Origin of the sequence: Streptomyces sp. ACA25 (genome assembly GCF_028200735.1) — a bacterium.
Lineage (GTDB): Bacteria > Actinomycetota > Actinomycetes > Streptomycetales > Streptomycetaceae > Streptomyces.
Genome location: NZ_JAQKPV010000001.1, coordinates 518,065 through 541,569, shown reverse-complemented (window position 1 = coordinate 541,569; position 23,505 = coordinate 518,065). Strand labels below are relative to the sequence as shown.

The following is a 23,505-nucleotide window of genomic DNA, read 5'->3' as shown; positions in this document are numbered from 1 at the left end:
GATACCGAACGGTACAACGTCCGGTACTTACGTCTTCCATCCTCCACCCTTCCGGCGAATGTTGCGGAACTTTGTATTGACCTCCGGCAAAAGCCCTCCTACCTTGTCCGCCATGACAGGCACCACGCAGACGATCGAGCCGTCGGGGACACCGGCCGGCCCGGAGCCGCTGCTGACCATGCACGGCATCGTCAAGGAGTTCCCCGGTGTCCGCGCCCTCGACGGAATCGACCTGCAGGTGGTGGCCGGCGAGGTGCACTGCCTGCTCGGCCAGAACGGTGCGGGCAAGTCCACCCTGATCAAGACGCTGGCCGGAGCACACCAGCCCGACGCGGGGCGCATCCGGTGGCAGGGCCGGGAGGTACGGCTGCCCCGCCCCCAGGCCGCCCTGGATCTCGGCATCGCGACCATCTATCAGGAACTCGACCTGGTGGACGGGCTGTCGGTCGCCGAGAACATCTACCTGGGCCACGAGCGCACCCGGTGGGGGCTCACCGCCCGCACCGATACGCACACGTCCGCGGCGCGCCTGCTGCGGCGTCTCGGGCATCCCGAGATGTCGCCCGCCAAGGAGGTCGGCAGGCTGTCCTCGGCGGGCAAGCAGATCGTCTCCATGGCCCGCGCCCTCTCCCACGACGCCCGGCTGATCGTCATGGACGAGCCCTCGGCCGTCCTGGACCAGGAGGAGGTCGGCCGGCTCTTCGGGGTGATCCGGGACCTCGCGGACCAGGGCATCGCCCTCGTCTACATCTCCCACCGCCTGGAGGAGATCCGCCGCATCGGCGACCGGATCACCGTCCTGAAGGACGGCCGCACGGTGGCCACCGGCCTGGACGCCGCCTCCACCCCGACCTCCGAGGTGATCCGGCTGATGACCGGCCGGTCGCTCGACTACGTCTTCCCCGACCGAGGTGCGGTGGCGGACGACGCCGAGCCGGTCCTGGAGGTGGAAAACCTCTCGCGCCCCGGTGAGTTCGAGGAGGTGACCTTCTCGGTGCGCACCGGGGAGATCGTCGGGCTGGCCGGACTGGTCGGGTCCGGACGGTCGGAGATCCTGGAGACCGTCCACGGCGCCCGCAAGCCCGGCACCGGAACCGTCCGCGTCGGGGGCCGGACCCTTCGGCCCGGCCGGGTGGGCGCGGCCATGGCGGCCGGCATCGGCTTCTGCCCGGAGGAGCGGAAAAGCCAGGCGCTCATCCTGCCGGACCCCGTCTACCGCAACGTCACGCTCGCCAGCCTGGCCCGCTTCACCCGCCACGGTTTCCTGGACAGCGGCGCGGAGCGCCGGGCCGCCGTCCAGCACACCGCCGGGCTGGACATCCGGCCCGCCGGGGTGCTGCGCGCGGTGAAGACCCTGTCCGGCGGCAACCAGCAGAAAGTGGTGCTGGCCCGCTGGCTGCTGCGCGGCTGCCGGGTGCTGCTGCTGGACGAGCCGACCCGGGGCGTGGACGTCGGCGCCCGCACGGAGATCTACGCGCTGATCCGCGACCTGGCGGCGCAGGGTATCGCCGTCGTCGTGGTCTCCAGCGAAATCGAAGAGGTCATCGGGCTTTCCGACCGGGTCCTGGTGGTGTCCGACGGCCGGCTCGTCCACGAGAGCCCCGCCGATGAGATCGACGAGCACCGGGTGCTCGACCTGGTGATGGAAGGTGAGGCGGCGTGAGAGCCGAGACCAGAACCGAGGGCCCCGGCGGCGGGCCCGGCACCGGCCAGGACGCCGGGCCGCCGCCGGTGAAGGGCAAGGAGCCGGGGCACTCCCCCGGCCGGAGGTTCCGCAGCGGGCTCGCCGGACTGCTGTCCGGGTCCGTGGGGCGCAACCTGGGCCTGGTGATCGCACTGCTCCTGCTGTGCCTGATCGGGTTCCTCACCGCGGGCGACCGGTTCGCGAGCTTCGACAACATGATGACGGTCCTGCGGCTGGCCTCCGTGATCGGCGTGGTCAGCATCGGCATGACGTTCGTGATCACCGGTGGCGGCATCGACCTGTCCGTGGGCGCCATCGTGGCGCTGTCCACCGTCTGGGCCACCACGCTCTCCACTCAGGCCATGGCTGCCGACATCCACTGGATGATCATGGTGACGACGGCGCTGGCGGTGGGGGCGGGCTGCGGTCTGCTGAACGGCGTCCTCATCGCCTACGGCCGGATGGCGCCCTTCATCACCACGCTGGCGATGCTCGCCGCCGCCCGGGGGCTGGCCGAGATGATCTCGGAGAAGAAGACCCAGGTCGTCACCGCCTCCGGGCTGGTGGACTTCTTCGGCGGCCGGGTGCTGGGCATCCCCGTCCTGGTGATCGTGTTCGCGCTGGTGGCGGCGGGTGGCTGGGTGCTGCTCAACCGCACCTCCTTCGGCCGCCGGACGCTGGCCGTGGGCGGCAACCCGGAGGCCGCGCGGCTGGCCGGCATCAACGTCAAGCGGCACACCACCCTGCTCTACGTCCTGCTCGGCCTGGCCTGCGGCATCGCCGCCGTCATGCTGATGGCCCGCACGACCGCCGGCACCTCGACCCACGGCATGCTCTACGAACTCGACGCCATCGCCGCCGTGGTGATCGGCGGCACCTTGCTCAGCGGGGGGCGCGGCACCATCGTCGGCACCGTCTTCGGGGTGCTGATCTTCACCACGCTGACCAACGTGTTCACGCTCAACAACCTGGACACCTCCACGCAGGCCGTCGCCAAGGGCCTGATCATCGTCGTCGCGGTACTGCTCCAGCAGCGTGTCGCCGCGCGCAACGGCGTTCCGTAGCGGGCCGCCCGGCAGCCGTCACCCCGGGAGCGCCCCGCGCGTTCCCCCTCCCCTCCCCGCCTCTCCTCCCTGCCTTATCGCTTCTCCCGCCGTTCCGGCCGGAGTGAACCAAGGAGCACGCCATGCGCAGAAACTCCGGAAGACCCGCCGTCCGGGTCCTGACCCGCGTCACCCTCGTCGCCGCAGCCGCCGGCCTGGTGGTGAGCTGCACCAGCAACTCCCCCGCCGACACCGGCGAGGCCGCTGCGAGCGACGGCCAGGACAAGGCCGTCAGCGCGAACGACGACCCGGGTGACACGGTCGTCATCGGCTTCTCCGGGCCGCAGGCCGACCACGGCTGGCTGGCCGCCATCAACGCGGCCGCCGAGGCCGAGGCGGAGGAGTACTCCGACATCGAGCTGCGGGTCGCGGAGGGCACCAACGACCCCTCCGCCCAGATCAGTCACATCGAGATGTTCATCAACGAGGGCGTGGACGCCATCGTGCTGCTGCCCACCGACGGCGCGGCGCTGACCCAGGTCGCCACCCGGGCGATGGAGGCGGGCATCCCGGTGGTCAACGTCGACCGGGAGTTCTCCAGCGAGTTCGCGGCCCGCACCACCATCCTGGGGGACAACTACGGCATGGGGGTCTCGGCCGGGACGTACGCCTGCGGGCTGGTCGAGGAACACGGGCTCGGGGACGCCATGATCGCCGAGATCGCCGGCATCGATTCGCTGCCGCTGACCCAGGACCGTTCGCAGGGCTTCGCGGACGCCCTGGACGCCTGCGGGCAGGAGGTCGGCCACCGGGTGGCGGCCGAATTCACCGTGGAGTCCGGTGAGTCCACGGCGTCCAACCTGCTGCAGGCGGTCGCCGAGATCGACATCATCTGGAACCACGACGACGACCAGGGCATCGGCGTCAAGGCGGCCTTCGACAACGCCGACCGGGACGAGTTCTTCTTCATCGGGGGCGCCGGCTCGGCCAACGCCATGCGGTGGATCCAGGACGGCGAGATGGAGGCCACCGTCCTCTACCCGCCGACCCAGGCCGCCGACGGGATCCGGCTGGCCCGCCTGCTCGCCCAGGACAAGGGCATGTCCGACCTGGTGCAGGTCGAGGTCCCCCGCCGGGTGGTGCTCAACGCGCCCGTGGTCACCGCGGAGAACGTGGAGCAGTACCTCCCGCTGGGCTTCGAGTCCTGAGGCGGGACGGCACACCGATGCGCGGACGAAAGAAGAAGCGATGAGTGCGATCGGCACCACCCCCACCCGTCCGGCCGCCGGACGGCCGCCGGGCACGGCCGACATCGGCATCGGCATGATCGGCTACGGCTTCATGGGCCTGGCCCACTCCCAGGGCTGGCGCAACGCCCGCAGCTTCTTCACCCCGGCCCTCCGGCCGCGGCTGGTGGCGCTGGGCGGCCGGGACCGGGAGGCCGCCGCCGACCTGGCCGAACGGTTCGACTGGGCGTCGGTGGAGACCGACTGGCGGGCCATGATCGCCCGGGACGACATAGGCCTGATCGACATTTGCACTCCCGGCGACACCCACGCGGAGATCGCCATCGCCGCCCTGGCGGCCGGCAAGCACGTGCTGTGCGAGAAGCCGCTGGCCAACACGGTGGCGGAGGCGGAGGCGATGGCCGCTGCGGCGGCCACCGCCCGGGCCGCCGGTGTCCGTTCCATGGTGGGCTTCACCTACCGGCGGGTGCCGGCCCTCGCCCTCGCCCGCCGCCTGGTGAGCGAGGGGCGGCTGGGCGAACTGCGCCACGTCCGGGCCCAGTACCTCCAGGACTGGCTGTCCGACGCCGCCGTGCCACTGGCCTGGCGGATGCAGCGGGAGCGGGCCGGCTCGGGGGCGCTGGGTGACATCGGGGCGCACATCGTCGACCTGACCCAGTACCTCACCGGCGAGCACCTCACCGGTGTCAGCGCCCTCACCAGCACCTTCGTCACCGAGCGTCCACTGCCCGACGGCACCGGCACCGGAGCGGTGACGGTGGACGACGCCGCGGTGTTCCTGGGCCGCTTCGGGACCGGGGCGCTGGCGACGTTCGAGGCCACCCGGTACGCCACCGGGCGCAAGAACGCCATCCGCATCGAACTGAACGGCTCGGAGGGCAGCCTGGCCTTCGACTTCGAGGACATGAACGTCCTGCGGTACTACGACGGAAGGGCCGGCGGCGATCCGGGCGGCGTCCCCCTTCAGGGCTTCACCCGCATCCTGGTCACCGAGCCCGAACACCCCTACCTGGGCGCCTGGTGGCCGCCGGGGCACGTCCTTGGCTACGAGCACGGCTTCGCCCACCAGGCCGCCGACCTGCTCAACGCCCTTGCCGAAGGGGCCGACCCGGAGCCGTCGTTCGAGGACGGCCTGCGCGTGCAGCGGGCCCTGGCCGCCGTCGAGGAGAGCGCCGGCCGGGACGGCGCATGGACTCCCGTCCCGGCCCCCGCGCCGGGCGGGCCGCGACAGCCGGCACCGGAAGCCCGGGACCGGGACGAGAAGGAGATGACGTCATGAGCCGACCGGTCACCCTGTTCACCGGGCAGTGGGCGGACCTGCCGTTCCGGGAAGTGGCCCGGATGGCCGCCGACTGGGGCTACGACGGACTGGAGATCGCCTGCTGGGGCGACCACCTGGACGTCTGGCGCGCCGCCGAGGACCCCGCCTATCTCCAGTCCCGCAAGGACATCCTGGCCGAGTACGGGCTGGGGGTGTGGGCGATCTCCAACCACCTGAAGGGGCAGGCGGTCTGCGACGACCCGATCGACGCCCGCCACCGGGCCATCGTCTCCGACCGGGTCTGGGGTGACGGCGACCCCGAGGGCGTACGGCAGCGGGCCGCCGAGGAGATGAAGCACACCGCCCGGGCGGCGGCCGGGCTCGGTGTCCGCACCGTCGTCGGCTTCACCGGGTCCGCCGTCTGGAAGTACGTGGCGATGTTCCCGCCGGTGGGCCAGGAGGTCATCGACGCCGGCTACCAGGACTTCGCCGACCGCTGGAACCCGATCCTGGACGTCTTCGACGCGGAAGGGGTGCGCTTCGCGCTGGAGGTCCACCCCTCCGAGATCGCCTACGACTACTGGTCCACGGTGCGCACCCTGGAGGCGATCGGTCACCGGGAGGCGTTCGGGCTCAACTGGGACCCCAGCCACATGGTCTGGCAGGACATCGACCCGGCCGGCTTCCTGCTGGACTTCCGGGACCGGATCTACCACGTGGACTGCAAGGACACCAAGCGGAACACCGGTGACGGGCGGAACGGGCGGCTGGGCTCGCACCTGGCCTGGGGCGATCCGCGGCGGGGCTGGGACTTCGTCTCCACCGGCCGCGGGGACGTGCCGTGGGAGAAGTGCTTCCGGGTGCTCAACCACATCGGCTACGACGGCCCGGTGTCCATCGAGTGGGAGGACGCCGGCATGGACCGGCTGCGCGGAGCCCCGGAGAGCCTGGCCTACGTCCGGGACCGGCTCTTCGACCCCCCGTCCGCCTCCTTCGACGCGGCCTTCAGCACTCCGCGCTGACCGGCTCCCCGGCCGTGCGGGGCAGCGAACTCCCGTGCGCCCAGCGGGTCCCGGACGACCGGGACCCGCTGGGCGCACCGTGCTGCTCCCATGCGCCGGGGCCCACCGAGGGTGACCGCCGGCTGCGTGCCGTCACCGCGTCCGGGTGTGCACGGAGGGTGTCCAGAACCCGTGCCACCTGGGGCATTTCGGAACAAGATGCATGAACCGGGGCATGTCCGTACGGTTTTTTCAGGAGTTGTCCCTCATCTTCGCGACGGGTGCGGAGCTGAGATTCCGGTGCGGAGGTGTCGGGGGCGGTGGGGACTGCGCAGGTGGTTCGCCGCGGCGTCGCGAAGACGCGGGAGCCGTCGGGGCCGCTGAGGAGAGGTGAACGGGCATGGCTCGGATACCTGACCGGCTGGTGGAGATGTGGATCGCTGCCGGCACCGAGGGCACGGACGGACCGGATCGCCACAGGTTGACGAACGGTTCTTCCCTGCTCACCGAATGTCACCCCGCGGAACGGCCCGGCAGGGCCGCCGGAGACCAGGCGGAACCGCTGCTGCCGGGCCGCTGGATACCCGGCGGCCAGGCCGGGGGCCACCCCCCCGGCCTTCGGCACGGTGCCGCGGCAGCCGCTGGAGGGGCGAGGGCACCCGGACCGGGGGCCGCCAACCGGGACGGCCACCTGATCACCGTCGTGGTTCTGCACCTCCGTCCGGGCCACCGGCTCCGGCCGGGGACACCGCCGCCGCCCGGCCCCGTGGAGCACGTGCCCCTCCCGCCGGACGGGGCCGACCTGACGCGGCGCGGCCCTTCCGCGCTTCCTGCGTCACCAGGGCCGGGAACCGCCCCGCTGCCGGTCCCCCCGGGCGGGGAGCGGGCCGGGGACGGCGAGCCGCACCTGGCTGAGGAGTGGTATCTGTGCCCCTGCACCCCCGGCCTGCACCCGGGGGCGTTCCCGGCCGGGTGCCTCCGGCTGTGGCAGCCGCCCGTGCTCGGTCACGCACCACGCGCGTCCGCCCCGGCCACCGCTCTCCCCGCCCGACGGCCTGCCTACGGCGCCCCGCAGGCGCTGCGCGGGACCCGTCCGGCCCGGGCCGGCCCGGAACCCGCGGCCCGGATCCGGCAGAGCGATCGGCCCGCCGCAGAACTGCACCGGGCCCTGGAGACCTTCGTCGAGCAGCGACGGCACTTCGGTGACCGGGCCGACACGGCCCGGCGGGCCCTGGCGGCGGCCCGCAAGGCACGGGCCCGCCCCGGCCCGGGAGCTCCGGTCCGGGCCGAGCGCGGCCGGAGCGCCGGATCCGGCGTCACGATCCGGCTCATGGAACCGGAGGACGTGGCCTTCGTGGTGCGCGAGCACCTGCGGCACTTCCCCGAGGGGTTCTTCGCCCGGCTGGGCCCCGGCTTCCTCACCACCTACTGCCGGACGTACCTGACCAGCCCTCACGCGCGCGGCTACGTGGCGCACTCCGACGGCCGGCGGGCCGGATTCCTCGTCGGTGTACTGCAGCCCGCCGCCCACCGCGGGCACGTGCTGCACGCCCACGGACCCCAGCTGGCCGCGCGTGCCGTGGCCGCCCTGCTGCTCCGCCCGGCGCTGGCGCTGCACTTCCTGCGCACCCGGCTGGTCCGCTACGGCCGCAAGCTGCTGCCGGACGTGCGGGCCGGGCAGGCTCCGCCGGCCGAGGCCGGGACCAGTGCGGTCCTCTCCCATGTCGCGGTCACCGGACAGGCGCGGTCCCGGGGGATCGGGTCGGCGCTGATCGCGGAGTTCGTCGCCGCCGCCGAGAACTCCGGCTGTGCGTGCGTCAGCCTCGTCACCACCGCCGGGGCGTCGGGCGCCGGGGAGTACTACGAGCGGCTCGGCTGGCTGTACCGGGGAGAGAACCGCACCGCCGACGGCCGGACCCTGGCCACCTACGACCTGCCCCTGCGCCGGACGGCCGGCCGCTACCCTCGCGGCCCCGGCTGAGGGGCCGTCCGGGGGCGGGCGGTACCCGCCCTCGTCCGGGGCTTGCCCAGCGCCCGGTGGGCCTCCCGCGGCGGAACGTCGTGACCTGCCCGTGGCCTCCGGGCGGCGCCATGGGATAACTTTGGGGCCGCCGTCACGGGTGACCGATCGCTCGTGGCTCGCAGGGAGGCAGACCTTGACTCCGACGCAACTACGGGCCTTCGCCGCGACGGTGCGTCTCGGCTCGGTGAAGGCCGCAGCGGCGGACCTGTCCGTGTCCGAGGCCGCGGTCTCGATGCACATAGCCCACCTCCGCCGGGAGCTCGGCGACAAGCTGTTCTCCAGAACCGCCGCCGGGCTGGCCTTCACCCCGGGCGGGTTGCGCCTGGCCAGCCGGGCCGCGGAGATGCTGGGGCTGCAGGACCGGACGATCCTCGAGGTCAGCCAGGCCGGTTCCGGCCGCCGGCTGCTGCGGGTGGCTTCCTCGATCCTGTTCGCCGAGCACGCGGCGCCGGGACTCATCGAACTGTTCGCGGGCCGGGCCGACGACCTGGATGTCGAGCTGAGTGTGACCAGCCCCGAGAGGTTCGGCTCGCTGCTCGTGACCCGCACGGTCGATGTGGCCATCGGGCCCCGGCCGGCCGGCATCGACGACGCGATGACCTGCACGCCTTTCCTGAACTACCAGATGCTGCCGGTCATCGGGGCCGATCACCCGCTGGCCGGGGTCCGCGCGAGCACGGCCGAACTGCGCGACCAGACCTGGCTGCTGGGTCCCTCGGCGATCGGCAGGGTCGGCATGGTGCCTCTGCTCCTGCGCCGTCTCCAGGTGCCCGAGCACAACCAGCGCATCTTCCAGAGCCATGCCGCCGCGGTCGAGGAGGCCAAGCACGGGAAGGGCATCGCGCTCGCGGTGGCCTTCGCGGTCTCCAAGGATCTGGCCGGCGGGGACCTCAGGCGGCTCGACGGCCCCTTTCCGCCCGCCCGCGGCTCCTGGAACGTCCTCACTCTCGCCGAACGGAACGCCCCGCCCGTGGCCGCCGAGCTGCGGCGCTTCGTCACCACCCCCCGTGCCACCCAGGCGATGCTGCGGGGAACCGGCGTCACAGCCGGGCGGTTCCGGCCGGCCGTCCACGTGACGCTGTGGAGCTGACGGCGGGGGAGCGGCGGTGCGCAGCGCCGTGCCGGGCGCACCGGACGACCTCCGTGGTGAGCCGGAGCAGTGACGCGAAGGTGTGGGCCGGCAGCAGGGCGTCGCAGTGCGGCAGTGCCGCGGCCATGGTGCTGGTGCTCGGGACGAAGCCGGGGGCCGATGCCCGTGGGTTGAGCCAGATCACCCGGTGGGCGCGGCGGCGCAGCCTGGTCATGGCGGCGGTGAGCTGCTCCGGTGGGTCCCCGTCCCAGCCGTCCGAGCCGATGATCACGACGGCACCGCGCAGCACGCTGCCGTGGTGCGAGGTGAGCAGCGTCTGGAGGGAGGTCGCGATTCTGGTGCCGCCGAACCGGTCGACGACGCGCTCCGAGGCCTCCGCGACCGCCACGTCGGCCGAGCGGTGGGTCAGCACGGTGGTGAGGCGGGTCAGCGAGGTGGCGAAGGCGAAGACCTCCGCGTCGGCCGTGAGGGCGAGCGCCCGCATGAGGTGCAGGTAGGCGACCGCCTGGGGCTGCATCGACTGGCTGACGTCGCAGAGCATGACGACGCGGCGTGGTCGGGCCACCTGCCCGGCGCGCACGAGTCGTACGGGCTCCCATCCGGTGCGGCGGGACCGGGCCATGGTGGCGCGCACGGCGATCCGTGCGCCTCCCGGCCGGGGGGCGAACCGGCGTGAACGGCGCGTGGGCCAGTCCCGCAGCGCCGTTTCGAGCCGTCGGCCGAGCAGTGCCATCTCCTGCGGGCTGAGCTGCCCGAACGGGGTGTCCATCAGGCCGTCGAGCTCGCTCGGCAGACGTTCCGGCACGGTGAGGAGGTTGTCGTCCGAGTCGTCGGCACCGGCGACGGCGGGCGGCAGCGTCACCCAGGGCAGGCCGCCGCCGTCCTGCTCCTGCCGCGGGGCGCCGTCCACCGAGGTGTATTCGTCATCCTCACCCGCACTGTTGCCGAGGGGGTTGCGCCGGGCGTGCGGGTCGGCGGCGAGCAGGGCGTCGCCGAACACCGCCTCGAAGACGGCGTCGAACTCCGCCAGGCCGTCGTGGTCGCGGATCAGGCAGATGCGGGCGGTCCAGTACAGCGCCGTCCGGGAGGCGGGCGGCGTGCGGTCCAGAGCCCGCACGAAGTCCTGGACGGGCGTGTGACCCACCCGGACCCCGCGGGCGCGCAGGCGGCTCGCCAGCGCGACCGCGAAGGCGGCCCGGTCCACCGCGGGCAGCAGTGGCCTGCCCGGCCCTCCGCTCACCTGACGACGAGGAAGATGACCACGGCTGCCAGGACGAGGACGGCGGCGGCCCCGGGGATCAGCCTCTTGTACACGGACGATCCGGCGAGCCCCATGAGGTCGAGCGGCTCGGCCTCCGCCTGCTCCTGCCGGCGGGGGGCGGGAGCAGCCGCCTGTGCGGCGGGCTGTGCGGGGGCCGGGGCGGCCGCCGCCGTGTCCGAGGGGTCCGGCGCGGGGGCGGCGACCGGAGCGGGGGTCTCGGGGGCCTCGGGCGTCGTGCTCACCGGTGCGGGCGCGTCGGCGGCTTCCGGGGCCGGCGTCGTGGCGGGTGCCTCGGGCGCCGCTGCGGCGGCCGGGGGCGTGGCCGGGGCGGGGGTGGGGGCGGGCTCCTCGGCGGCGTGCAGTTGCGCCTCGAGGTTCTGCACGAACTGGTGGAGCAGCTTTTCGGAGATCTCCTTGATCATGCCGCTGCCGAACTGGGCGAGCTTGCCGCTGATGGTGAGGTCGGTGCGGACGGTGACGACGGTACGCGCACCGTCGGGGCGCAGCTGCGCGTCGATGAGGGCGGAGGCGTTGCCCCCTCCGCGGGAGTCCTTGCCCTTGGCGCTGATCACCATGTGGTGGTTCGCGTCGTCCTTCTCGGTGAAGGTGGCCGTGCCCGCGAACTGGCTGATGACCGGGCCGACCTTGACCTTCACCTTCCCGCTGTACACCTCGCCGTCCACGCCGGTGAGCTGGGCGCCGGGCATGCACGGAGCGAGGCCTTCCAGGTCGGTGAGCGCCTCCCAGGCGCGTTCCGCCGGGACGCTGACGGTGAATTCGTTCTCGATCTTCATGGGCTTCTCGCTTTCGTTCTGTGCTGCTCGGTCAGGGGACGGAGGGTCCGGTCCCCGGTGCCGGCTGCGGGTATCCGAGCCCGTCGAGCGCTTCGGTGACGGTGACGCGGTCGTCGGGGCTCTTCACGATGGTGCTGAGCGTGCGGAGGATGTCGTCCCGGAACAGCCGGGTGACGTCGAGGGCGGAGAGCGCGGAGACCCAGTCGATGGTCTCCGCCATGCCGGGCGCCTTGTCCATGTCGAGGGCGCGGACCCGGCCGATGAAGTCGGCGGCCGAGGTGATGAGCGGCTCGTTCGCCGCCGGTACCGAGCGGCGCAGGATGTCGACGGCCCGCTCGGGGGTGGGGAAGTCGATCCAGTGGTAGAGGCAGCGGCGTCGCAGGGCGTCGTGCAGTTCGCGGCTGCGGTTGGAGGTGAGCACGACGACCGGTGGCCGGGCGGCGGTGAAGGTGCCGAGTTCCGGGACGGTGATGGCGGACTCGCCGAGGATTTCGAACAGCAGCGCCTCGAACTCGTCGTCGGCGCGGTCGATCTCGTCGATCAGCAGCACCGGGGGCACCGGGCCCTGGTGGCGGATCGCGCGCAGCAGCGGCCGGTCCTGGAGGAATTCCTCGGTGAACAGGTCGGCGTCGGTGAGTTTTTCGCTGCGGGCTTCGGTGAGCCGGATGGCCAGGAGCTGCCGTTGGTGGTTCCACTCGTAGAGCGCTTCGCCCGCGGTCAGTCCTTCGTAGCACTGCAGCCGGATCAGCGGGGTGCCGAGGGCTTGGGCCAGCGCCTTCGCGGCACTGGTCTTGCCCACTCCGGGTTCGCCTTCGAGGAGCAGTGGCCGGTCCAGGACGGTGGCGAGGAAGAGTGCGGTCGCGGTGCCGTCGTCCAGCAGGTGACCCGCGGCGTCGAGCCGGCGGCGGACCTCGGCGGCGTCGGCGAAGAGGGCGCTCATCGGCCGGCCGCCGGGTCGGGCTCGGCCAGCAGTGCCCGGTAGTCGTCCCAGGTGTCCACGTCTCGCGGGACGGGGCGGTCCACAGGGTGCTCGGCGACCTCGAAGCGGCCCGAGTGGAGCAGTTTCCAGGCGGCCTTGTCGCCTTTGAGGGTGGCCAGTTCGCCGAAGAGGGAGCGGGCGAACCACAGGGGGTGTCCGGGGCCGTCCTGGTAGCGGCAGAGTCCGGCGGGTGCGTGGGCGGCCCGTTCGAGCAGTCCGCGCACGGCGTCGGTACCGACGCCCGGCTGGTCACCGAGCAGCAGGATGACGCCGTCGGCGCGCGGGTCGACCCGGGTGACGGCGGTGCTGAGGGAGGAGCCGCAGCCGAGGCCGTGGCCGGGTACGGTGACGGGCTCGGTGCCGGTGAGGTCGACCTGCCGGCGGACTTCGTCCTCCGCTCCGCCGAGGGCCACCAGGAGCTGTCCGAAGCCGCAGTCGCGGGCCGTGCCGAGGGAGGCGTCCAGCAGGGTGGTGCCCCGGTACGGCAGGAGCTGTTTGGGTTGTCCCAGGCGGCGGGAGGCGCCGGCGGCGAGGACGATGCCGGTGGTGAACACGGTTCAGCCCACCAGCCCTTCGGCGTGCCGGTCGCGGCAGCCGGGGTTGCAGAACCAGAGGTCTTCCCCGGCGACGGTCAGGTGCGGGGTGTCCGGCATGACGGTCACCGTCATGCCGCACACCGGGTCCGTCGCCTGCTGCGGCGCGGCGTCCGTCGGGTGACCTGCGGTGGTGCCGGGTGCGGGGGCCGCGGCCCTGGCTCCGCCGCCGCAGCCGGTGTGCTCCGGCTGCCCGGTGGTGCCCGCGCAGCCCGTCGCGGTGCCGGTCCGTACCGCGGCCACCACCTCGGCCATGATCGACAGTGCGACCTCGGAGGCCGTGCCGGCTCCGATGGCGAGGCCGGCGGGTGTGCGGACGCGGGCCCGTTCCGCCGCGTCGAGGCCGAGCTCGTCGAGGAGGGCCGCGCCCCGGCGGTGGCTGGCGACCAGTGCGATGTGCTGGACGCCGGCGTCGAGTGCGGCCCGCAGCGATTCGCTCTCGTCACGTCCCAGGCCCGCCAGGACCACCGCGGCGGTGCCTTCGGCCACGCCGCCGGGCAGGGAGCGGGCCGTCGCGTAGCCGAGTACGCCGGCGATCGCGACGACGGCGTCGGCGACGGGGGTCCGTCCGACGACCTCGATCAGGGGCGGCGGCAGCATCGGTTCCAGGAAGATTTCCAGGGCGCCCCCGGAGAGGCACGGGTTGACGACCACCTGGGCTCCGGGTGACTCGGGGAAGTCGTCGACTCCGTCGGGCAGCACCCGCAGCAGCAGGGGCCCGCCGTCGCGCAGCGCGGCCAGCGCGGCGGTGCGCACCGAGCCTTCGGCGCACACGCCGCCGACGAAACCGTCGATGGTTCCGTCCTCGAACACGATCGCCTCGTCACCGGCGCGCGCCGAGGCGGGCGCCTGGGCGCGCACCACCGTCGCGTGCACGAACGATCGTCGTTGGGACGCCAGTTCGAGTACACGGGTGGTCACCCTCTTCGACATGTCACTCCTCGGGGCAGGGCGAAGGGGCCGGGCCGGACGGGCCGGCCCGGCCGGGTGGATCAGATCGGCGGCGTGGGACGGCCCTGCATGGCGTCCCAGACCCGCGAAGGTGTCAGCGGCATGTCGGCGTGCCGGATGCCGAACGGCTTGAGCGCGTCCACCACCGCGTTGACGACGGCCGGGGGAGAGCCCACCGTCGCGGACTCACCGACGCCCTTGGCCCCGATGGGGTGGTGGGGCGACGGGGTGACGGTGAATCCCGTCTCCCAGTCCGGGCATTCCAGCGCGGTCGGGATGAGGTAGTCCATCAGCGAACCGCCCAGGCAGTTGCCGTCCTCGTCGAAGGAGATCATCTCCATCAGCGCCATGCCGACGCCGTCGGTGAGACCGCCGTGCACCTGCCCCTCGATGATCATGGGGTTGATGCGGGTGCCGCAGTCGTCCACCGCGATGAAGCGCCGCACCTTCACCTGTGCGGTGCCCGGGTCGATGTCCACCACGCAGATGTAGGCACCGTGCGGGTAGGTCAGGTTCTCCGGGTTGTAGCAGATCTGCGCCTCGAGCCCGCCTTCCAGGCCCTCGGGCAGGTCACCGGCACCGTGCGCCTTCATCGCGATGTCCTGGATGGTGACGGAGGCCGAGGGGTCGCCCTTGACGTGGAAGGACCCCTTCGCCCACTCCAGGTCGGCGACCGACACCTCCAGCATCCCGGAGGCGATGATCTTGGCCTTGTCGCGGACCTTGCGGGCCACCAGGGCGGCCGCCGCGCCGGACACCGGAGTCGAGCGGCTGCCGTAGGTGCCGAGGCCGAACGGCGTCTGGTCGGTGTCGCCGTGCACCACGTCGATGTCCTGCGGCGGGATGCCGATCTCCTCGGCGACGATCTGGGCGAACGTCGTCTCGTGGCCCTGCCCCTGGGTCTGCACCGACAGCCGCACCACGGCCTTTCCGGTGGGGTGGACTCGCAGTTCACAGCCGTCGGCCATGCCCAGGCCGAGAATGTCCATGTCCTTGCGCGGCCCGGCGCCGACTGCCTCGGTGAAGAAGCAGACGCCGATGCCCATCAGCTCGCCGCGGGCCCGCTTCTCCGCCTGCTCGGCGCGGAGTTCGTCGTAGCCGGCCAGCTCCTTCGCGAGCTCCATGGTGGGCTCGTAGTTGCCCGAGTCGTAGACCCAGCCCGTCTTGGTGGTGTACGGGAACTGCTCGGGCTGGATGAAGTTCTTCGTCCGCAGCTCGATCGGGTCCATCGCCAGCTCGTACGACAGGCAGTCCACCATCCGCTCGACCAGGTACACCGCCTCGGTGATCCGGAAGGAGCAGGCATACGCCACCCCGCCCGGCGCCTTGTTGGTGTAGACGGCCGTCATCTTGCAGTGCGCGGCCTCGATGTCGTAGCTGCCGGTGAACACCCCGAAGAACCCGGCCGGGTACTTCACCGGCGCGGCCGTGCCGTTGAACGCGCCGTGGTCGGCGAGCACATGGGTGCGGATGGCGAGAATCTTGCCGTCGGAGGTCGCCGCGATCTCGCCGCGCATGATGTAGTCGCGGGCGAAGCCGGTGCTGACCAGATTCTCGGTGCGGTCCTCCATCCACTTCACCGGCTTGCCGATGAGCAGCGAGCCGACGATCGCACAGACGTAACCGGGGTAGATCGGCACCTTGTTGCCGAAGCCGCCGCCGATGTCCGGGGCGATCACCCGGATCTTGTGCTCGGGCAGGCCGGCGACGATCGCGTACAGCGTGCGGTGCGCGTGCGGGGCCTGGGTGGTGGACCACAGGGTGAGCTTGCCGTCCACCGAGTCGAAGTCGGCGACCGCGCCGCAGGTCTCCATCGGGGCGGGGTGCACGCGCGGGTAGACGATGTCCTCGCTGACGACCACGTCGGCCCGGGCGAACACCGCGTCGGTCGCGTCGGCGTCCCCGGTCTCCCAGTCGAAGCAGTGGTTGTCGGTCTTGCCCTCGAGGTCGTCGCGGATCACCGGGGCCTCGGGCGCGAGCGCGGTGCGCACGTCCACGACCGGGTCCAGCGGCTCGTAGTCGACATCGATCAGTTCCAGCGCGTCACGGGCGGCGTAGTGGTCCTCCGCGACGACGAAGGCCACTTCCTGGCCCTGGAATCGCACCTTGTCGGTGGCGAGCACGGCCTGCACGTCGCCGGAGAGCGTCGGCATCCATGCCAGCCCCTTCTCGGCGAGCATCGCGCCGGTGACGACCAGCTTCACCTTCGGGTGCGCCTCGGCGAGGCTGGTGTCCACGGACGTGATCCGGGCGTGCGCCATCGGCGACCGCAGGATCGCCAGGTGCAGCATGCCCGGGAGCTGGACGTCGTCCACGAACCGGCCCTTGCCACGGACCAGGCGCGGGTCCTCCTTGCGCAGCATCCGGCCGTGGCCGACGGGCTTGTGGTCGTTGTCCTCGAACGCGGTGACCGGCTCCTGGCCGGAAACGAGGGTCATGAGGCGCTCCCCGGCGTGGTCGTCGGCGCGGTCTCCGGGGCGGCCGGAACGCCGTCCGCCGCAGTGGTCGTGGTGCGGGTGCCGGCTTCCTCGGCCGCGGCCCACTGAACGGACCGCACGATGGTGGAGTAGCCGGTGCAGCGGCAGATCTGGCCGGATATGGCCTCGCGGATCTCGGGCTCCGACGGGCTGGGGTTCTCGTCGAGCAGGGCCCGCGCGGTCATCATCATGCCGGGCGTGCAGAAGCCGCACTGCAGGCCGTGACACTCCATGAAACCCTTTTGCACGGGGTCCAGGGCGCCGTTCTGCTCCAGTCCTTCGACGGTGGACACCTCGTGCCCGCCGGCCATGGCGGCCAGCACCGTGCAGGACTTCACCGGCTCGCCGTCCAGCCTGACGACGCAGGTGCCGCAGTTGCTGGTGTCGCAGCCCCAGTGGGTCCCGGTCAGACCCAGATGATCCCGGAGGAAGTGGACCAGCAGCAGCCGTCCCTCGATCTCGCGGGTGACCTCTTCACCGTTGACGGTCATGGTGACCTGCATGGTCACACTCCTTGTCCGTTGATCCTGGCGACCGACGTGCGCAGTGCCCGGATGGTCAGCTCTCGTGCCAGATGACGCTTGTACTCGGCGGTGCCCCTGCGGTCGGAGACCGGATCGCAGGCGTCCGCGGCGATGGCCCCGGCCCGCGCGTACAGCTCCTCCGAGGGGGCCTCACCGCGAAGCGCCTCGGCGATGCCGGGGATGCCCGTGGTGTTGGGCCCCACGGCGGCCAGGCCGACGCGGGCGTCGGAGACGGCCCCGCCGTCCAGCCAGATCGCCGCGCCGGCCGAGACGACCGCCCAGTCACCGGCGCGCCGCTCGACCTTCTCGTAGGCGCTGGAGCCGTTCGCCCGGATCGGGAAGCGGACCTCGGTCAGCATCTCCGCGTCACCGACGGCCGTTTCGTACGGCCCCTGGTGGAACTCCTCCATGGTGACCTCGCGCTCGCCGTTCAGGCCACGGATCACGCAGGTGGCGTCGAGCGTGGTGCACACGGCCGACAGGTCCTCGGACGGGTCGGCCTGGCAGAGCGAGCCGCCCAGCGTTCCCCGGTTGCGGACCACCGGGTCGGCGATGACCCGCTCGGCGTCCCGGAAGATCGGGAACACCTCGGCCAGCGCTGCCGACTGCAGCAGCTCCCGGTGCCGGGTCATCGCCCCGATGCGGATCTGATGGGGCTCGACCGTGATGTGACCGAGCTCGTCGTGAAGATCATTGATGTCGATCAGATACTCGAAGTTGGCCAACCGGAGCTTCATCATGGGGATGAGGCTGTGACCGCCGGCCACCAGCCGTGCCGTGTCGCCCAATCTGTCCAGTAGCCCGACCGCCTGCTCGACACTGCTCACGCGCTCATATTCGAACGGCGCGGGAACCTGCATGCGTGACTCCCCTTCTCATGGGTCATCCTCGGAGTTGTCGGGGGAACTTCCCCGGGTGATTCTCCTCCGTGCGGCTGCGCATTCGCACGGGTGTCCGGGCACACTGGTCTGCGGAAGCCAGCGCTGTCAACCTCGAGTTAAGCGGTGCCTTAAGTCGTGTCACCCCAGGTCGCGCCAGGTAGAGCCAGTTGACCCCGGCCGGTCCACCGGCTTAAGCAAAGGGTTAACCTGCGATTGACACCCTGCTCACGGGCTTCCCATGCTCGGCGCCGGGGCCGGCGCGACGACCGGCTCCGTCAGGTGTTCGGGAAAGGAGCCCGCGTGCGGGACATCGCGGAGGAGATCGGCTCGTGGCGGGCGGCCGGAACGCGCTTCGCGCTGGCGAGCGTCGTCGGTGTCTGGAAGTCGGCACCGCGCCGCCCGGGTGCCGCGATGGCGGTCGCCGAGGACGGTGACGTGGTCGGCAGCATCTCCGGCGGCTGCGTCGAGGGCGCCGTGTACGAGCTGGCCGGCGAGGTGATCGCGACCGGCCGGCCGGTGCTGACGACCTACGGGGTCAGCGACGACGACGCGCTGGAGGCCGGGCTGACCTGCGGCGGCATCATCGACATCTTCGTGCGCCCGGCGGGCGGCGGACACTGGCCGGAACTGCCGGCGGTCCTGGAGTCCATCGCGGCGGGGCGCCCGGTCGCGGTCGCCACGGTGATCTCGGGGGACCCACCCCCCGAGGGCGATCTCGTGGTCACCCCGGAGGGCACCACGGGGACCCTGGGTGACCCCCGGCTGGACTCCGGTGTCGCCGAGCAGGCCCGCGGCATGCTCGCCCGCGGCACCAGCGCCGTCGTGCACGTCGGCCCCGAGGGCCAGGAGGAGGGGAACGGCCTGGCCGTCTTCGTCCAGTCCTTCGCCCCGCCGCCACGGCTGCTGGTCTTCGGCGCCATCGACTTCGCCGGAGCGGTCGCCCGGCTGGGCAAGTTCCTCGGCTACCACGTCACGGTCTGCGACGCGCGGCCGGTCTTCGCCACCCGCAAGCGGTTCCCCGAGGCCGACGAACTGGTCGTCTCCTGGCCGCACCGCTACCTGGAGGGGACCACGGTGGACGAGAACACCGTGATCTGCGTACTCACCCACGACCCCAAGTTCGACATACCGCTGCTGGAACGCGCCCTGCACACCCGGGCCGGCTACATCGGCGCGATGGGCAGCCGCCGCACCCACGACGACCGCCTGGAGCGGCTGCGTGAGGCCGGTGTCGGCGAGGAGGCACTCGCCCGCCTCTGCTCCCCCATCGGCCTGGACCTCGGCGGACGCACCCCCGAGGAGACCGCCGTGGCCATCATGTCCGAGGTGATCGCCCTCCAGCAGGGCGGCACGGGCCGCCGTCTCACGGAGATGGCGCCCCTGTCCATCCACCGCTGAGCCCGACGGGCCCGGAGGCCCCCGGACACGCCGCCGGGCCCGTGCCGCGTCCCCAAGGGTGCGGCACGGGCCCGGCGGTATCCGGCGTCACGCCCGTCGAACGGCTCCGCGGATCACTTCCTGGCACGGCGCACGAGCAGAAGCACGAGCACCGTGGCCGTCACCGCGGTCAGTATCTGCCCGCGGTACGGGGCGGCGGTGCGCAGCGCCCGGTCCGCCTTCTCCCGGACCGGCTCCGGGGTGTGCTCCCGGACCTCCGCGACCACCGAGCCGGCCACCCCGGCCAGCTGGTGCCCGGCCTGCGCGGCCTTCTCCCGGACCGGCTCGGGCGTCTTCTCCTGCGCCATCCGGAGCACCTGCCCCGCGGTGTGCTGCGCCTGGGTCCTGGCCTGCCCGGCCGCCTCCTGGACCTGGCTCCGCATCGCGTCCGCCTTCTCCCCGGCCCGGGTCTTCACGTCCGCCCGGGAGACCAGTTCCTCCACTGTCCGGCCCAGCTGCTCGCGCGTTCCCTCCACCTGCTCGCGGAGCTCCTGAGGGGTGGGGGCGGAGCCGTTCGTGTCAGAGTTTGTGGTCATCGGTGTGCTCGCTCCTTGATCTCGGCGACATCGGCTTTCACACTGTCGATCGTGCGCTCGGGCATGGGGGGCGCTGCCTGGCCGACCTGCTTCTTGCCCATCAGGGCAAGGACCGCGGCGATCACGAACAGCACGCCGGTGACGATCAGCGCGGACGCCCACACCGGCAGGGCCAGCGCCAGCAGGGCGATCGTGGTGGCCACGAGGGCCTGGAGCCCGAGGAACGCCACCAGGCCCGCTGCGCCGAACAGTCCGCCTCCGATGCCGAACCGTTTGCCCTTGTCCGTCATCTCCGCCTGCGCGAGGCGCATCTCCTCACGGACCAGCTGGGAAAGCTGCTGCGAAGCCCGGGAGACCAGCACTCCCACCGAGTCCTCCCCGGTGTCCCGCTCGCTGCGGTGATCTGAGCTGTGCACTGCTGCTCACCTGCCTTCCTTGCCTCGGCTGCCGCGAGTACCCGGGCGTGCGGCGATCATGCACCTGCCGGGAGGTCGGACGGGCGGGCCGCCGGGAACACCGGTGCCCGTGTCCGTCGACGCGCGCCCGGCTGATACCGGCCGGCTCGGCCCTCCGCACGGGCGCGGAACATTCCCGGTACCGGAAGGGCTTGACCCCCTGGTCACCGCCGTGCGAGTTTCGATGCCACTCCCGGAATGGTCCGTACCAGCGCGGGCCTCCCCCCACCCGGGAGCGCTCCCCACCTGCGGGTGCGCAGCACACCACTTCCGAGGAAGCCACTCATGTCGCCCTCCCCCACCTTGTTCCGGCGCCGTCACCGCGTCCTCTTCGGAGGCGCGGTCGCCGCTTCCCTGGCCTCCCTGTTCCTGCTCAACGCGTCCGCGTCCGCCCTGCCCCCACCCCCGGCGCTGCCGCAGGGCGTCCCCCACCCGGCCCTGGAGAACTGGGACGGACCGGCCTGGCAGCAGGACTGGCGGATACCGCACCATCCCGAACGCGTCGCGGCCCCGGTGCCGCTCCCCGAGGGTGCGGGGAACAGCGGGGTCCGCCTGACCCTTCCCGCCGGAGCGGAAGCCACCCCGGACGGCGGCGCGGAGATCGGCACCGGGGAACCGACCGGCAAGGGCTGGTACGGCGCCCGGATGAAGACCGCCGACTGCACCGGCCAGCCGGACGCCGGAGTGAAGACCGGCCTGTTCACCTACTACAAGGACCGGGAGGACCGGAACAACACCGGTATCGAGGACAACAGCGAGATCGACATCGAGTTCCTGTGCAGCGAACCGCACGTCATCCACCTCACGCTGTACACGGACTACCAGCCGCCGAGTGCCCCGGGCGGGGAGAAGCTGCGCAAGGTCAACCGCAGCATCGACCTGCGCACCGGCCGCATCATCCGTTCCGCCTGCTACAAGGAGTCCTTCGAACAGCCGCAGTGCGGACGATCGTTCGACGGCGAGCACCACCCGTCGTCCCTCCCCGCGATCGAGGGCTTCGACTCCTCGCAGGAGTACTGGGACTACGCCTTCCACTGGCACGACACCGGGGTCAACTTCTACCTCTACGACAAGACCCGCGACAACTGGCTCCAACTCTGGGACTACCGGGGCCCGCAGGACCGGGTGCCGTCGCTCGCCGGGACGTTCCGTCACAACGTCTGGTGGAACGAGGCCTGGAAGGACGAGCAGGGTGGCGGTGGCGAGCAGCCCCGGATCGACACCGAAGTGTCTGTGGACTACAGCTTCTGGCCCGGGAGCTGACGCGCTGGGCGATGCCGTCGCCGCGCTGGGAGTCCTCCGCTCGCTCGCACAGCCGCCGCCCGGGGCCGCCGAGTGGGCTGCCTGCTCCGATTCGACGTCGGACGGAGGCAGCAGCCCGCGGCGGCGTACCTCACGGGTGAGCGGCTCAACCTCGGTCCTGGCCGCCACGTAGGCGCGCGCCGCGCGGGCGAACCGCTGCTCAGCGACGGCCAAGCGGCGACTGCCTCGTCATCGGTCGGCACCCGGGCGCGTGGGGCATGCCGCGCGAGCGCTTCGTGATCTTCGACCGGTCATGCCGGGAGGCACCGTTCGATCCGGTCGACGGCCACCGCTACACCCGCGCCGGAGAGCCGGCCTGCGTTCACCCGGACAAGATCGGTCTCGTGCCCGATCGCGCCGCCGCTCCGCGCGAGCCCTTGCCCGCCGCGCCTGAACCGCCGCGTGCACGCCGCTGGTGGTGGCCGGCTTCCAGGCACCGGGTCAACGACGGGTGAGCGCAGCACGGCGGGAGCTGCGTACACGACTAGCTGAGATCAGGGGCACGGTCATGAGCAGCGCGACTGAGCAGGTCGGCGCGCGGCCGGGCGCACCGCGCGGCGTCGGTCAGCGGAGCTCGTGGGTCGGCGCCCTGTCCGCAGGGCGAAAGGCCGGTCCCAGGTTCCGTGGGCGGCGAAAGCGTGGAGTACGGGCTCGATCACGCCAGCCGCGTCGCGGGTGATGCCGTCAGGGGTGAGGGTGGCCCGGTGGCAGATCGGCCGGCCGGACTCGGTGCCGTAGTCGGCGTACTTCCCGTCGTCGTAGCGGCCGGCGGCGGCTTCGACGTCGATGAGGCCGAAGGCTTCGAGCTGGCGGTGGGTCTCGTAGGCGTCGCGGCTGAGCCCGAAGTGGCCGGCGCGTTCAGTGCCGGTGACGTACGGCTCGTCGTGGACGGGGTTCTGGTTGATGTCGAGCCACATCAGGTAGGCGACGGTCTCGCTGGGGGTCAGCAGGTTGACCCAGCCTCGGGTGAAGAACTCGGGCCCGGAAAAGTCTTAGCCCCGGCGACATGACCACAAAGGCCAGCGGTCCACCGGGGCTTCTCATCAATGACTATACCCGAATCCGAAGGAGGAACAACGTGACGCACCCTTCCCCAGCCCCCGGCGCCGGTCCGTGGGTGGAGGCCTGGCTGAGCCCGGCCCGCTTCGGGGTGTACCTGAACGAGACCGGCGGCGACCGCGCCCGCGCGCTGGAACTCTACCGGTGGAACAGCGAGCTGTCGTGCGCGGTGCTGCACGACATCGGCCACTTCGAGGTAGCGCTGCGCAACGCCTACGCCGCGGCGCTGGACGCAACCTGGTCCGGGTCCGGCCACTGGCTCGACGATCCGGCGAGCCCGCTGCGGGCCCCACTGCTGCGCACCAAGCGCGGCGGCCCGCGCGGCCCGCGGCAGGTCGACATCAACGACAAGCCCCGCCGGGCCATCGACTCCGCGCGCAGCCGGTACGGCGTCCAGGCACCGCCGGGGAAGATCATCGCGGACCTGTCGCTGGGCCTGTGGCGGTACCTGTCCTCCTCGGCGCACGAGAAGACCTTGTGGGTGCCGCACCTTCACCGGGCCTTTCCCGCGGGGACCAACCGCGGGACGGTCGACCGGAAGATCAGCGATCTGCACGGACTGCGCAACCGGGCCGCGCACTGGGAGCCGCTGCTGGCCGCGCCGCTGGCCCGCCGGATGAGCGACCTGGTGTGGGTGACCGGGCTGCTCAGTCCGGAGCTGGCCTCCTACGTCCAACATCACAGCGAGGTCGCCATGCTGCTGGCGAAGCGCCCGTGACGCCGGTGGAGGGCGCTGTCCGGTGCGATGCCCCGGGCGCGGCCTCCACCGGCGTCGCCGCGCCGTACGCCGGGCCCGTTGCAGGTCAGCGGGGGCACCGGAGGTGTTTTCGTAGGCTGCGCCCCGACGCCGGCACCGAGGTGCCGACGCGTTGAGCGGACCGCCCTTGCAGGGGCCGACCGGAAGGAG

The 23,505-nt window shown here is 72.2% G+C and carries 22 protein-coding genes; 11 read left to right on the top strand and 11 right to left on the bottom strand.

Annotation, left to right across the window (positions count from 1 at the left end):
- Nucleotides 1–178: 178 nt before the first annotated feature.
- The 7 genes from PJ985_RS02485 to PJ985_RS02455 all read left to right on the top strand — a co-directional run bounded on the left by PJ985_RS02485 (nt 179) and on the right by PJ985_RS02455 (nt 9,349).
- Nucleotides 179–1,663 (top strand): sugar ABC transporter ATP-binding protein, encoded by a 1,485-nt coding sequence (locus PJ985_RS02485; RefSeq protein ID WP_271682073.1) that lies wholly within the window; start codon nt 179–181, stop codon nt 1,661–1,663.
- The gene (locus tag PJ985_RS02480) at nt 1,660–2,748 is read left to right on the top strand and encodes an ABC transporter permease (RefSeq protein WP_271681803.1); all 1,089 of its coding nucleotides are present in this window, start codon (nt 1,660–1,662) and stop codon (nt 2,746–2,748) included. Before PJ985_RS02485 ends, PJ985_RS02480 begins: the two co-directional genes overlap by 4 nt.
- Nucleotides 2,749–2,870: 122 nt before the next feature.
- Entirely contained in the window at nt 2,871–3,935 is a 1,065-nt protein-coding gene (locus PJ985_RS02475; protein ID WP_271681802.1) for a substrate-binding domain-containing protein, read from the top strand.
- Nucleotides 3,936–3,975: 40 nt separating this feature from the next.
- Entirely contained in the window at nt 3,976–5,253 is a 1,278-nt protein-coding gene (locus tag PJ985_RS02470; protein WP_443033366.1) for a Gfo/Idh/MocA family protein, read from the top strand.
- The gene (locus PJ985_RS02465; RefSeq protein ID WP_271681801.1) at nt 5,250–6,257 is read left to right on the top strand and encodes a sugar phosphate isomerase/epimerase family protein; all 1,008 of its coding nucleotides are present in this window, start codon (nt 5,250–5,252) and stop codon (nt 6,255–6,257) included. The genes PJ985_RS02470 and PJ985_RS02465 overlap by 4 nt, the downstream gene beginning before the upstream one ends.
- Before the next feature lie 379 nt (nt 6,258–6,636).
- Nucleotides 6,637–8,217, top strand: a complete 1,581-nt coding sequence (locus PJ985_RS02460; protein ID WP_271681800.1) for a GNAT family N-acetyltransferase — start codon at nt 6,637–6,639, stop codon at nt 8,215–8,217.
- 175 nt (nt 8,218–8,392) lie between these two features.
- Nucleotides 8,393–9,349: a LysR family transcriptional regulator gene (locus PJ985_RS02455; protein WP_271681799.1), complete on the top strand. Its 957-nt coding sequence runs from the start codon at nt 8,393–8,395 to the stop codon at nt 9,347–9,349.
- Here the strand turns inward: PJ985_RS02455 and PJ985_RS02450 are convergent.
- From PJ985_RS02450 to PJ985_RS02415, 8 genes are read right to left on the bottom strand one after another with little or no spacing between them, the layout of a single operon-like run.
- Entirely contained in the window at nt 9,300–10,589 is a 1,290-nt protein-coding gene (locus PJ985_RS02450) for a vWA domain-containing protein (protein WP_271681798.1), read from the bottom strand. The genes PJ985_RS02455 and PJ985_RS02450 overlap by 50 nt on opposite strands.
- On the bottom strand, nt 10,586–11,404 hold the full coding sequence (locus PJ985_RS02445; RefSeq protein WP_271681797.1) for an SRPBCC family protein: 819 nt from the start codon (nt 11,402–11,404) through the stop codon (nt 10,586–10,588). The genes PJ985_RS02450 and PJ985_RS02445 overlap by 4 nt, the downstream gene beginning before the upstream one ends.
- Before the next feature lie 31 nt (nt 11,405–11,435).
- Nucleotides 11,436–12,344, bottom strand: coding sequence for an AAA family ATPase (locus PJ985_RS02440; protein WP_271681796.1), 909 nt, complete (start codon nt 12,342–12,344; stop codon nt 11,436–11,438).
- Nucleotides 12,341–12,937, bottom strand: a complete 597-nt coding sequence (locus PJ985_RS02435; protein ID WP_271681795.1) for a nucleotidyltransferase family protein — start codon at nt 12,935–12,937, stop codon at nt 12,341–12,343. The genes PJ985_RS02440 and PJ985_RS02435 overlap by 4 nt, the downstream gene beginning before the upstream one ends.
- A 3-nt stretch (nt 12,938–12,940) precedes the next feature.
- A complete protein-coding gene (locus PJ985_RS02430) occupies nt 12,941–13,909 on the bottom strand; it encodes an XdhC family protein (protein ID WP_271681794.1) in 969 nt (322 codons plus the stop codon).
- A 59-nt stretch (nt 13,910–13,968) separates the two neighbouring features.
- Nucleotides 13,969–16,365, bottom strand: a complete 2,397-nt coding sequence (locus PJ985_RS02425; RefSeq protein ID WP_271681793.1) for an aerobic carbon-monoxide dehydrogenase large subunit — start codon at nt 16,363–16,365, stop codon at nt 13,969–13,971.
- Nucleotides 16,362–16,907, bottom strand: coding sequence for a (2Fe-2S)-binding protein (locus tag PJ985_RS02420; RefSeq protein WP_271681792.1), 546 nt, complete (start codon nt 16,905–16,907; stop codon nt 16,362–16,364). Before PJ985_RS02420 ends, PJ985_RS02425 begins: the two co-directional genes overlap by 4 nt.
- A 2-nt stretch (nt 16,908–16,909) precedes the next feature.
- Complete coding sequence (locus tag PJ985_RS02415) at nt 16,910–17,788, bottom strand: FAD binding domain-containing protein (RefSeq protein ID WP_271681791.1); 879 nt, start codon at nt 17,786–17,788, stop codon at nt 16,910–16,912.
- Nucleotides 17,789–18,109: 321 nt separating this feature from the next.
- Here PJ985_RS02415 and PJ985_RS02410 point away from each other — a divergent pair, with 321 nt between their 5' ends.
- Nucleotides 18,110–19,207 (top strand): XdhC family protein, encoded by a 1,098-nt coding sequence (locus PJ985_RS02410; protein WP_271681790.1) that lies wholly within the window; start codon nt 18,110–18,112, stop codon nt 19,205–19,207.
- 113 nt (nt 19,208–19,320) lie between these two features.
- Here the strand turns inward: PJ985_RS02410 and PJ985_RS02405 are convergent, their stop codons facing one another.
- Both PJ985_RS02405 and PJ985_RS02400 read right to left on the bottom strand, forming a co-directional pair.
- On the bottom strand, nt 19,321–19,782 hold the full coding sequence (locus tag PJ985_RS02405) for a DUF3618 domain-containing protein (RefSeq protein WP_271681789.1): 462 nt from the start codon (nt 19,780–19,782) through the stop codon (nt 19,321–19,323).
- Complete coding sequence (locus PJ985_RS02400; protein ID WP_271681788.1) at nt 19,779–20,198, bottom strand: phage holin family protein; 420 nt, start codon at nt 20,196–20,198, stop codon at nt 19,779–19,781. Before PJ985_RS02400 ends, PJ985_RS02405 begins: the two co-directional genes overlap by 4 nt.
- A 324-nt stretch (nt 20,199–20,522) precedes the next feature.
- Here PJ985_RS02400 and PJ985_RS02395 point away from each other — a divergent pair, with 324 nt between their 5' ends.
- Both PJ985_RS02395 and PJ985_RS02390 read left to right on the top strand, forming a co-directional pair.
- Entirely contained in the window at nt 20,523–21,500 is a 978-nt protein-coding gene (locus PJ985_RS02395) for a glycoside hydrolase family 16 protein (RefSeq protein ID WP_271681787.1), read from the top strand.
- Between the two features lie 257 nt (nt 21,501–21,757).
- A complete protein-coding gene (locus PJ985_RS02390; RefSeq protein ID WP_271681786.1) occupies nt 21,758–21,994 on the top strand; it encodes a hypothetical protein in 237 nt (78 codons plus the stop codon).
- Between the two features lie 51 nt (nt 21,995–22,045).
- Here PJ985_RS02390 and PJ985_RS02385 read toward each other — a convergent pair whose 3' ends face one another.
- A complete protein-coding gene (locus tag PJ985_RS02385) occupies nt 22,046–22,456 on the bottom strand; it encodes a hypothetical protein (protein WP_271681785.1) in 411 nt (136 codons plus the stop codon).
- A gap of 161 nt (nt 22,457–22,617) precedes the next feature.
- On the opposite strand from PJ985_RS02385, the gene PJ985_RS02380 reads away from it, so the two are divergent.
- Nucleotides 22,618–23,316 carry a hypothetical protein gene (locus PJ985_RS02380; protein ID WP_271681784.1) on the top strand — a complete coding sequence of 233 codons (699 nt, stop codon included), beginning with the start codon at nt 22,618–22,620 and terminating at the stop codon, nt 23,314–23,316.
- The last annotated feature ends 189 nt before the right edge of the window (nt 23,317–23,505 follow it).